Below are 11,364 nucleotides of genomic sequence, written 5' to 3'. Positions count from 1 at the left end.
TGGAAGGAAGGGCACGGGCGAGCCGTGCCCCTACGCCGTGCCCCCGCCCGGCCGCACCCCGCGTACGGGCACGGCGGTGCCGTGCCCCCGCCGTGCCCCCGCCGTACCCCCCGCGCCCGATGCCCCGCCGACCGAGCCGCCGGGCGCAGCAGCTATCAAACAGGCGTTCTCGCAAGAGATGCGCCAGGGGCTGCTGCGCCCCTACACCCCACACCGCGCCGCGCCCCGCCGCCCGTACGGGCACGGCTTGCCCGATCCCCAATCTCCGATCCCCGATCCCCAATCCCCGACCCCCAATCCCCGCCCCCCAATCCCCGCCCCCGCCCCCGCCGCTACCCCTGTTCCGATACGCGGCTCTGGTAGACCAACTCGTGGATTTGGTTCTCATCAAGCTCGGCGAACCACGGCTCATGCTGCAACATCTTGCGCAGACGATCATCCTGTTGCCCAACTTCTTCGCGCAGGGTCGTTGGGATCGGGCTGCCCCCTACCCCACCCGGCATGCCGCGCACAATCGCTTCGATGTGGCGCAGCAGCAGCGGCTCGCGGGCGATCTGTTCGTAGAGCTTGGTAAAACTGGTCTGGATCACGGTCAGTTTGGCGATGAGTCCCGCAGGTGTCCGGCGTTGATGCGCCCGGTCGAGCATCAGGTGGAGCCGGAAGATGTTGAAGCTGCGTTTGACTTTGCGTGGGTTGCGCAGGAGCCCAGCGGTCATTGCGCTTGCGACCTGGGTGCGTTCTACCTCGCTCAAATCCGACACACCGGGCAACCGCTTCTGCAAGAAGGTGCTGATCGTGTCGGCAGCCAGCGGCGGCAAGGTAAAGGGCACCTGCACGATCTTCTCGAGGTAGTCGCGCTCGGCGACGGGAAAAGGCTCGGTCACCTTCTCAGTGAGGGCAAACTCTTTGTAGCGCACGCGAATGCCGCGCTCAATGATTTCTCGGTCAACACCGAGCACAAAGATGCAGCCTTTGGCATCAAAAAAGACCTTGATCGCCTCCAGCACGCCAATCGCCTGCTCGGGAAGACAGCGATCCAGGTCGTCAATGAAGATCACTAGGCGAAACCCCGCCTGCGCGGCCCACGCTTCAATCAGGTCATGAAACTGGCGATAGAACTGCTCTAATGAGCGCACCTGTTCACTATAGACCTTTGATCGCTCACGGCGAAGCGCCTTGGCAAAGCCTTCCAATTCCTCGCTCTTGAGCCCCCCACCCTGCACGGCCTTGCCAATTACCCCCAACGCATCGCTCACCGTGCCAACAAACGGCAGCGCAGAAAGGCCCATTCTGATCGCCGTGCGCGCCGTCGCTTTGCCTGCTTCGCCCCAATCAAGCGCAAGCGACCCGACCTCTTCACGCTCAACCGTCTGATAGAGACTCGCCAGCAGATCGTCGAGTTGCTGTTCAAGTTCGCCACATTTCGTCGTCGGATCGGCTGGCGGCACCTCGCCGGCTTTCCGCGCACGCGCGCCCACAAGCGTACGCAAACGATCCTCATTGCCGAGCACCCGCAGGCGAATCTCCGCAATCACACTGATCAGCAACGCCCGCCAGAGCGCCTCACTCTGCGCATAGCGCCAGGCATCAAACCAGATCGGAATCACCTCGGGGTGGGGCGCAGCAGAATTATTAAACGGCTCATAGATCATCTTCATAATGCTCGTCTTGCCACTGCCCCACGGCCCATAGATGCCAATCGTCAACGGCGTATCATCCAGATGCGCGCCCTGCACAATCTCGGCAAGCGCCAAAGCCGACGGCCCAAAACCAAGCTCATCCTGGATCGTCGGCAAATCACCGAAACCACTGTGGGTAGACATAGAGTGCTCCAAAAACTATCCCCATACCATGCAACGAAGACAATTCGTTTGACGCCAACGCGCCGCAGCACAAAACGTTGTTGCATCGCTCGGCAAAGCTTTGCTCCGATCCCCGATCCCCGATCCCCAAAAACAGCAATCAGGATTCAGAACCGGGCAGCGGAGAATGACTGACGACCCGCAACCCACTGTTGCTGTCGCGGTTGCGCGGGTCGTAGCTGCTGCGGCACGAAGCTCGGACGTATTTTTGTTCGTGGTACCAAGATCCACCGCGTCGTATCCGACCCTTGTCAGCTTCCAGATACGCTGCTTGCCATTCATCTTCCAATTGATACGGGTTGCCTTTGCTGGACAGGGTCGCGCACCACTCCCAGACATTGCCGGCCATGTCCAGCACCCCGTACGGGCTCGCACCGGTCGGATACTGGTCAACTGGGGTCGTGCGGTTGTGTCGAGCTTTCTTGCTGTTGCACCGCCCGCTCTCCCAGGCATTGCCCCATGGCCAGATGCGCCCCTCGCGGCCGCGGGCGGCTTTTTCCCATTCAGCCGCGGGCGGCAGGCGGAACTCGTGTCCGATCTGCGCACTCAGCCAGCGGCAATAGGCCACCGCCTCAAACCAACTCACGCCCACGACGGGATGCCGCGCACCGTTCCAGGGCGAGTCGTTCCACCATTGAGGAGTGACAATCTTTTCCTGTTCACGCCACGCCCAGCCCACCTTCGTCCAGTAGGCGGGATTGGTATAGCCATCGCCCTCGACGAAAGGCCGAAACTGCGCGTTGGTCACGGGCGTTGTGCCAATCCAGTAGTCAGGCAGCGTCAGGGTGTGTTGCGGTTTTTCTCGATCTTCCGCCATCCGATCCGCATCGCTGCTCCCCATCAAAAAGGGGCCGGCCGGGATGTGGCTCAGGGGTGGTACCCAGGCGGGCAGCGGCGACGGCGTCGCCTTGCCCCGTGGCGGTGCGGCTGACGTTGAAGGATGGACAACCACCTCAGGTGGAGGCGTCACGCCTCCCGCATCTGGGGCTGACGTTGAAGGATGGACAACCACCTCAGGTGGAGGCGTCGCGCCTCCCGCATCTGCGGCTGAGATTGAAGGATCGACAACCACCGCATCTGGCGGCACGACGACCCTTGGCGGAGCCACACCCAGCAAGGGACCAAAGACTTCGGCGAGCAAGGCGTTTCGTGTTGCCCAGATGTCGCCCGCTGGTTTGGCGAGGCCGATCAGTTCCAGTCGGGCCATCGCGTCGTCCAGGCGGGTGAAAGGCGGTGGATCGCTCAGCAAGCGGCGCGCCGCGTCTTCCAGGTGATGTTCACGCACATCGTCGCGGATGCGCCGCAACAACGGGTCGCCGCGCTGGATCTCGGCAATGGCGTCAGCCAGCGCGTTCGCCGGCAGGGGTACGCCCGGTTGCAGCGCCTGCACCATCGTGCGCCCGATGCGCTGCGTCAGGTACGGGTGACCGTTCACCCGCTCGTAGGTAGCGCGGCCCAGGTCGGCAACAACCGCTTCGCTGAGACCCAGATGCTTCAGCCCATCCTGCATCAACGCAAGCGCCTCGGTCGCCCCAAGATCGCCCAGGTAGACCTCTTCACAAATATTGTGCAACGACGACGCCTCGGTGATGATCAGGTCGTACAACTCGACCCCACCACTGAAGATCACCTGCAACTTCTCAAGCGTCGGCTCCCACAGCCGCGTATGAAAGATCGAGCGCAACGCATTCGCCAGCGCCTCGCGGGTCGGCGCAGGCAGCGCACCCCACTCATCCAGCATCAACACAAACCGACTGATCTCGGCACGCCCCAGCGCGTCGGTCAGAAATTGCTGAAAGGTCGGGCCATCCTGCACGCCGGCCGCAGCAGCAATGCCAACCGGGATTGCGATCCGCGTCGCGAGATGCGCAAACGCACGCTCGGCGGAGGCCCCCTTGATCAACTGAAAATCAACCCGACAGACCCGCGCATCCGACTGCAACGCAGCTTCCAGGCGCAACAACAGGCTCGTCTTGCCATTCTGCCGCCCCCCATAGAGCACCAGATAGCTCGCGACATCATCGAGACAGAGGTGCCGCAGACGCACGAGTTCCGCCTCGCGGCCACGGAAAAGCGCATGGGTTGGCCCAAGGGCGGTGATGGCAAAAGCAACCATAACATGAACAATGGCTAGACAGTGGGAACAACACGATCTGGTGTTGGACGCAGTATAACATAGCAACGAGGCATTATTGTTTCATGGTGAAGGCTGCGCCACCAACAGGCCGCTGGGCGCAGCAGCAATCAGAGAGGCATTCCCCCAACGGACGCGCCAGGGGCTGCTGTGCCCCTACACTCCACCCCGCGCCCCAACGATCACCCCGCCCCGCCCCATGTACGGGCACGGCTTGCCCGTGCCCCTGCCCCGCCCCCGCCCGCCCCGCCCATCCCCGATGGAGGGGCGCAGCAGCCCATGCGCCCCCTCTCAACCCCAACGTCATACCATCGCTGCTGCGCCCTCCCCCGCGCCCAAATCCATCCCTGGCGACCGGCATGCGCCCTGCGCCCGCATCGCCACACCACCATCGCCCGGTGCCCACACCATCGCCGTAAGGCCGAAGCACGCGCCCCTCACCCGTGCCACCACCCTACACCTGAGCAGGCGCGTGCTTCGGCCCTACGCTGGCGTCGTGCCCACCGCCACGCGATCCCCGATCCCCGATCCCCGATCCCCGCCGCGCCCCCCGTACGGGCACGGCGCCGCCGTGCCCCTATCCCTCGCGAATCGGCAACCGCACGCTGATCTCCCCGGCGGCCTCGGCGGCTTCGGCAATGGTCAGCACCGGCGATACACAGGCGTCCAGTGGCGCAAGGATGCGCTGCCACTCGGCGAGCGTGCGCTGCGCAACCACTGCCGCGACTTCGTGCGCTACGGCTTCCTGGTCAGCATCGAACTGGCGCGCAACGAGATCAGGGCGCTCCAATGCCCCACAGAAGCGCGCCCAAAAATGCGGTTCTAGCGTCGCCGCTGCCAGATGCCGCCCATCAGCCGTGCGATAGAGCCGGTAGTAGGCTCGTTCGCCGGTCAAGAGACGCGCCCCCGGGCGCTGGCGCTCGACGCTATACCAGAGTGCCATTAGCCACCGCGATGCACCGGCCATCGATGCATCAAGGATTGTGCCCTGCCCATGCTGCTCGCGCGCCAGCAGCGCCGCCAGAATGCCCGTCGCAGCCGTCAACCCGCTCACCATATCGGTCAACGGTGCCCCCGGCATCGCTGGCTCGCCATTGGCAAGCGTCGCCCCCACCATCCCCGAAAGCGCCTCGAAATCGAGATCATGCCCCGCCCGGCTGCTCTCAGGGCCGTGGCTGCCATATGCACTCAGCGCACAATAGATCAACCGCGGATTCGCCGCCCGCAGCGCGGTCTCCCCCAACCCCATGCGCTCCAACGCCCCCGGACGCAAGCCGTCAACCAGGACATCCGCTTCTAACGCGAGTTCGCGCAACCGCGCTGCCCCCTCGGGCACACGCAGATCAAGCTCAAGCTCCTCTTTGCCTCCATTAAAGAGCGCATATGTCGCATCAAGCGGACGCAACTCTTTCAACGGATCACCCCCCGGACGCGACACTTTCGTCACCTGCGCACCCATGCCCAACAAAATCTGCGTACACAGCGGCCCCGGAAAATAGGTCGCCACCTCAACAATCCGCACCCCCTCCAACGCACGCTCGATCGACATACTCGCTCCGTCTGGTACAATGTGCTGGCAATCTTCATGTTTGCAAGCTGCGCTTGCTGCCTTGCGCAAGAGGGAAGGCGTGGTTTTTTCAGCGAGGGCAAGCCCTCCCTGAGACCCTCTCGACCGCAACTTCTCGCTGGAAGCATGGAGGCCAGGATACCATACTCCAAGCAAAGAGGCCGAGCGGATTGCGGTAGCCCTCTCTTCTATAACCGTCCGTGAGAACATCCGATGACCATTCTCTCTGTCGAAGCCATAAGTAAACAATTTGGCCCCCGCCCGCTCTTTGAAGAGGTGTCGTTTGGCATGCTCAAGGGTGAGCGCCTTGGGGTGATCGGGGTCAATGGCAGCGGCAAGACGACGCTGCTGCGCGTGATTGCTGGCGTCGAGCCGCCCGATAGCGGGCGTGTGGTGACGGCCAACGGCATTACGCTCGCCTATCTCCCCCAGGCTCCCCTCTTTGCGCCAGGGGCCACTGTGCTCGAAGCGGTCTTTGCCAGCCCTGCGCCGACGATCCAGCTCCTCCGTACCTACGAACAAGTTGCGACGGCGCTCGCTCACCAGCCCGATAACGCCGCGCTCATCACGCAACTCGGTCAGTTGACGCCCCAGATGGACGCGCTCGGTGCGTGGGAGGCCGAAACGGCGGCGCGCAGCATTCTTGATGAACTGGGCCTCGCCGAGCTGATCAACGTGCCCGTTGAGGCGCTCTCGGGGGGGCAGCGCAAGCGCACCGCCATGGCCCGCGCCCTTGTTGATCGGCCTGACCTGCTGATCCTCGATGAGCCGACCAACCATATTGATACCGATACGGTCGCCTGGCTCGAAGAGTATCTCGCCCGCATTCCGACGGCACTGCTGCTCGTCACGCACGACCGCTATTTCCTCGATCGCCTCGTGAGCCGCATGCTCGAACTCGATCGCGGTCGCGCAACCGTCTATCAGGGCAACTACGAACGCTTCCTCGAACAAAAAGCCGAACGCCTCCAGCAAGAGGTTGCCGCGACTGATGCGCGCAAAAACCTGTTGCGCAAAGAGCTTGCCTGGCTCCGGCGGGGCGCGCAGGGCCGCACGACCAAGCAAAAGGCCCACGTCGAGCGGGTCTACGAGTTGATCGAGCAGCGCCCCGAAGCGAGCCAGGGCCAGGTTGCCATCGATCTGGCCCAGGGCCGGCGGCTCGGCAAGCGGGTCGTCGAAATCAAGAACCTGACCTATGCCTACGACGGCCAGCCCCTGATCAACCAACTCAACCTCGAAATCCGTCCCGGCGACCGGCTCGCCATCATTGGGCGCAACGGCAGCGGCAAAACCACGCTGCTCAACCTGATCGTCGGGCGCCTCACCCCCGATGCAGGCGAGATTATCACTGGCACTACGGTGCATCACGCCTACTACGACCAGGAAGCCGAGGGTCTGAATCTGGATCAGCGCGTGGTTGACTACATCCGCGACGCCGCCGAACTCATCCGCGGGCGCGAAGGGGCCCTGGTCGCGGCTACCCAGATGCTCGAACGCTTCCTCTTCAGCTCCGAGCAACAATGGGCGCTGATCAGCACCCTCTCGGGCGGTGAACGGCGGCGGCTCTACCTGCTCCGCCAACTGATCGAAGCCCCCAACCTGCTGCTGCTCGACGAACCGACCAACGACCTCGACCTGCAGACGCTCACCGTGCTCGAAGACTACCTCGACGAATTCCAGGGTGCCATCGTCGTCGTCAGCCACGACCGCTACTTCCTCGACCGCATCGCCCAGCGCACCATCGCCTTCGAAGCCAACGGCAAACTCCGCGAATACCCCGGCGGCTACACCCTCTACCGCCAGTACCGGCAGGCTCACGACGATGCAAAGAAGCAGGAAAAGAGCGCTGCGCGCGAGCCCATGCGCCCACGGGCCGGCATGCAGGCCGGCTCAACGGCTAGCGACACTCCGCCTACCCCCACAGCGCGCCCAACCCAGGCCACGCGGCTGAACTACAAAGAGCGGCGCGAACTCGAACAACTCGAAGCAAGCATCCCACAACACGAAGCCGAACGCGACCAGATCATCGCCGAACTCGCCACCACAGGCGCCGACTACACCCGCGCCGCCGACCTCGCAACCCGCCTCGCCGCGCTCGAAGCAGCCATCGAAACCGCCTACACCCGCTGGGCCGAGCTCTCCGAACGAGTTTGACGCCAAGCACCGCAGGCTTGACGCAAAGACGCAAAGGCGCAAAGGTTTTTTGACGCAAAGACGCAGAGGCGCAAAGGTTTAATGGATCGGCCTGCGGCGCTTTGCGCCTTTGCGCCTTTGCGTCAAATTAACAAACTACTCAACCGCCACAACCGGAAAAACTGCCCGGTATTCATCGTCACCGAGCCTGACGACCACGATCATTTCCCAATCGCCCTCCATCGTATAGGCGCTGTAGGCGACATAACGCCCTTCGCCCTCTGGCTCGGCGATCGGTCGGTTGATCCCCATCGGCATCGCGGGCATCGTCATATCAATGTAGACATCAGCCCCATCACGCGGCTGACCGGTCTCATCAGTCAACGTGATCACAAATTGCTGGCTCGTATTGATGCGCGGCACCGCCACGCCCTCGAAGGCGATCGTCAGATCGCCAATCGTCTGTTGTTGCTGCGTCAGTTCCTCTTCTGGCGCGGGCGGCGGTGTCCCACACGCCGTGAAGAAGAAGAAACAGGCGCAGAGCAAAAAGATGTTACGCCCCATGATCCTCAACCAGGCCGGCATCAATGCCGCCAACAAGCACCGGGATCGCGGCGATCTGCACCAGATGGAAGATGCCATTGTTATCAAACGGGAGACCCGCGATCTGCGTGTGCAGGCGCGACGACTGAATCGCAGCCGCAATCAGCGAGAGCAGAATCCCCGCCGCTGTCATCTGCGCCCCGCGCATCCGCCCACCCTGGGCCAAGCGCACATAGATCGTCAGCGCATAGAGCAGCGCCGCTGCCTCGTAAGCAATGAAGACAATGAACCCGCGGGAGAGTCGACGGGTCACGGTGTCAAAGCCGAACGCCCCAAGCAAGAGCCATGGCAAGACCCGCCGACCGGCCCGTTCGCCAAAGCCATCAGCCGTCGCCGCCGACGCAAAACAGCCGACCATCAAGCCAAAGCTGATCGCCAGCAACCGCCAGAGCAGATCGTGCATGCGCTGACCAATTTTTAGCCCGTGAGTAGCCGCCCCAAGCACCCCAGCCGCAGCCAGTGCGCTGAAAGCACCGCCCCACACATACGCTCGCCAGGTACGATGGCGCATCAGATAGGCCGCCGACCCCAGCGCCAGCGCCGCAATCACCACATCCGTCCCGGCGGTCGTCTGCTCAGTTGGACTCTCAATAAATTCAAGTGACATTACAACACCAGGCGGCGTTCGTTAATCAACTTATGGCGTAGCTTGCGATAGAGATCATCGTAGCTCAGGCGCCCCATCGTAATCTCGTACTTATAGGCTTGCAGCAAACCGTGAATCTCGGCATCAAGCCGCTCTTCGACCTGCAACTCATCAGTGATGATCTGCTTGATCGCAATGCGCAACTCACTATCGCCCGCCTGAAAGAGCACCCCCTCAACATCGGCTAGCGCATCAACAAGATCGGCAGCCAATTGTTCGATCTTTTCAGGTGAAAGTTTCATTGTTATCCTGTCTAATTTTGAATGCGAAGGGCCGCACGCAAATGATACAGTTCAGCAATACGTTCATGGGGCATTGGCTCAAGTGGGCCGAGCAGATGGGCCGCGTGCAGAATGCGGGCGCAATGTTCGATCTGCTCCATCTGAAAATAGGCCGCCGTCGGGGTACGCGCCAGCGTCAAGGCACCGTGGCGGGCCAACAACATCGAGTCGTGGTCAGCAACCAGGGGATCAATCGCCTCGCCCATCTCGACGGTACCAGTGCGTGCATAGGGTGCCGTCGGAATCGGCCCGAGCGCCAGCATCGCCTCGGGCAGCACCGGTTCGCTCATCGTAATCCCGACGAGGGTCAAGGCCACCGCCATCGGCGGATGCGCATGGACACAGGCCAGCACATCGGGGCGACGACGGTAGACGTGCAGATGCAAATGCTGCTCGGTCGACTGCCGACGACCCGCAGCAGCCCGCAACAACTCACCCTGAAGATTGATCACCACCAGATCCTCGGGCGTCAACTCACCCTTGCACAGACCGGCAGGCGTCATCAAGATCGAGCCATCGGGCAGACGCGCCGAAATATTGCCATCGCCAGCCACAATGAGCCCGCGCTCATAGAGCCGACGCCCAACCATCACAATCTCTTCACGCAACAACGCTTCCAACTGAACAGGCATGCATCTCTTCTTTCTTCCCTAAGACAAGGCTTTAGGCTACTTTACCATTTACGCTCATCACCGTTTACGCTCATCGGAGTGCCGACTTCAGTCGGCTTCCCGCTCAGCCGGCTGAAGTCGGCACTCCGCAGCGAAGGTCAAGCACATGCCCTAAAACCTTTGCGCCCCCGCGCCTTTGCGTCAAAAAAACTAGTCCCTTACCCAACAAACCTTTGCGCCCCCGCGCCTTTGCGTCAAAATAAATACCCCTAGCCCCGCGTACGCCGCCGCATCTGGCGCGCAACCATCACCGCAAACAGACTCCAGCCCAGCCAGGCAAAGAGCCCCCGACTAAACCGGGCCGCAAGCATCCAGAGCAAAATTCCACTCCGCGCTGACGCAACAAGGCTCCGCTTCCAGAAGGCAACCCGGGCCTCGGCATCCCAATTAATTGTTGCAAGGCGCCCCATCAACCCCCGTTGCGCACAGCCTTCGAGCGAGTAGATATAGATTGTATCGGTATGGCGTGCAGCAAGCAAGAGATCACGTTCAAGGGCTTCCCACGAGAGCGGGGGCGGGGCTTCACTTGAGCGCTCACGTCCCGACGTACCCGGCACCACACCAACGGCAATGCTATCGGCAGCAGGGCCATAGCTTGCCACCAGCGCCCCTCCAAGGTCGTTGCCAAGCGTATCAAGCGGAGCACTGCTATAGCAGATCAGCACCTCGACATCGGCAGGCAAATCAACAATATCAAGCGCCCGCTGCGCCAGACTCGTTCCAGCGCGGCGATCATCAGCAAGAATCGGCAATTGATACGTATGCACCTCAGCCCCATCGTGATGAATTCGAGCAATCAACTCAGTATAAGCCAGGCGTGCCGAAGCAAAAAGCACATTCTCACGGGCAAGCCAGGCGCGTCGCGTCAAATCACGCAAGCCCCAGCGATGAATATGATCGACCTCATTGCGCGGCGGCTCAATATCAAGCCCAATCGCCTGAAAATGCAACCCGTGCTTCAACGCCCAGCCACGAAACGCTGCATACCGCTCGACCGCCTGAGGATAATTTTGCAAATGGAACCAGAACCCCTCATCAGGCGAGAGCAGCAACCACGCAATCGCAGGAATACGATGTTGATTCAGCAAGCGCACTGCCGCTGCCGTCGGTTCATCAAAGTGACGCATCGCAACCGCCACACCATACCCATGCACCGACAACTCAGCCAACAGCAACTCATCTTGCAACAACGCCCATAACTCATCACTCTCAAGCTCGCAAAAAAAGATCAACTGTGGCCGCCCAAAGCCTGGGCGCATTGCATCACTCATCTGGGGGGTAGCATAGACCATGAGGCGGTACCCTTCACACGGGAAACTTCCCTAACACCCCTCCATTATACACCCCTCCTGAGCCAAAGCGACGTTCATCAGACCTGCCAGGTGGGCACCGGGACGATCCTCCGATACCCCCAGGATCCCTGCGGCGCACACCTGGCAGGTCTCCGGGATGCGGCGCGACGAAGCC

10 protein-coding genes are annotated in these 11,364 nt (G+C 61.9%); 1 reads left to right on the top strand and 9 read right to left on the bottom strand.

Annotated elements, in window-relative coordinates; all coding sequences use genetic code 11:
* From EYB53_RS07255 to EYB53_RS07240, 4 genes are all read right to left on the bottom strand, one after another.
* Positions 1-262, bottom strand: a 262-nt coding sequence (locus EYB53_RS07255) for a hypothetical protein (RefSeq protein ID WP_205712602.1), incomplete at its 3' end; no start/stop codon positions are given.
* Between the two features lie 70 nt (positions 263-332).
* On the bottom strand, positions 333-1,823 hold the full coding sequence (locus tag EYB53_RS07250; protein ID WP_135477536.1) for a KAP family P-loop NTPase fold protein: 1,491 nt from the start codon (positions 1,821-1,823) through the stop codon (positions 333-335).
* Between the two features lie 139 nt (positions 1,824-1,962).
* Entirely contained in the window at positions 1,963-3,978 is a 2,016-nt protein-coding gene (locus tag EYB53_RS07245; protein WP_135477535.1) for an SUMF1/EgtB/PvdO family nonheme iron enzyme, read from the bottom strand.
* Positions 3,979-4,573: 595 nt separating this feature from the next.
* On the bottom strand, positions 4,574-5,545 hold the full coding sequence (locus EYB53_RS07240; protein ID WP_167857298.1) for a CaiB/BaiF CoA transferase family protein: 972 nt from the start codon (positions 5,543-5,545) through the stop codon (positions 4,574-4,576).
* Between the two features lie 231 nt (positions 5,546-5,776).
* On the opposite strand from EYB53_RS07240, the gene EYB53_RS07235 reads away from it, so the two are divergent.
* Positions 5,777-7,717, top strand: a complete 1,941-nt coding sequence (locus EYB53_RS07235; RefSeq protein WP_135477533.1) for an ABC-F family ATP-binding cassette domain-containing protein — start codon at positions 5,777-5,779, stop codon at positions 7,715-7,717.
* Positions 7,718-7,852: 135 nt separating this feature from the next.
* On the opposite strand, the gene EYB53_RS07230 is transcribed toward EYB53_RS07235, so the two are convergent.
* The 5 genes from EYB53_RS07230 to EYB53_RS07210 all read right to left on the bottom strand — a co-directional run bounded on the left by EYB53_RS07230 (position 7,853) and on the right by EYB53_RS07210 (position 11,189).
* On the bottom strand, positions 7,853-8,260 hold the full coding sequence (locus tag EYB53_RS07230) for a FixH family protein (protein WP_167857297.1): 408 nt from the start codon (positions 8,258-8,260) through the stop codon (positions 7,853-7,855).
* Positions 8,250-8,906 carry a DUF6962 family protein gene (locus EYB53_RS07225; protein ID WP_135477531.1) on the bottom strand — a complete coding sequence of 219 codons (657 nt, stop codon included), beginning with the start codon at positions 8,904-8,906 and terminating at the stop codon, positions 8,250-8,252. The genes EYB53_RS07230 and EYB53_RS07225 overlap by 11 nt, the downstream gene beginning before the upstream one ends.
* Positions 8,906-9,187, bottom strand: coding sequence for a DUF507 family protein (locus tag EYB53_RS07220; RefSeq protein ID WP_135477530.1), 282 nt, complete (start codon positions 9,185-9,187; stop codon positions 8,906-8,908). The genes EYB53_RS07225 and EYB53_RS07220 overlap by 1 nt, the downstream gene beginning before the upstream one ends.
* An 11-nt stretch (positions 9,188-9,198) precedes the next feature.
* Complete coding sequence (locus tag EYB53_RS07215) at positions 9,199-9,858, bottom strand: class II aldolase/adducin family protein (RefSeq protein ID WP_135477529.1); 660 nt, start codon at positions 9,856-9,858, stop codon at positions 9,199-9,201.
* Between the two features lie 248 nt (positions 9,859-10,106).
* Positions 10,107-11,189: a hypothetical protein gene (locus EYB53_RS07210; RefSeq protein WP_254150946.1), complete on the bottom strand. Its 1,083-nt coding sequence runs from the start codon at positions 11,187-11,189 to the stop codon at positions 10,107-10,109.
* Positions 11,190-11,364: the final 175 nt, after the last annotated feature.

Source organism: Candidatus Chloroploca mongolica (genome assembly GCF_004762035.2).
Taxonomy (GTDB): Bacteria; Chloroflexota; Chloroflexia; order Chloroflexales; family Chloroflexaceae; genus Chloroploca; species Chloroploca mongolica.
The sequence above is the reverse complement of the archived record's forward strand: the minus strand, read 5'-3'. Positions and strand labels throughout refer to the sequence as shown.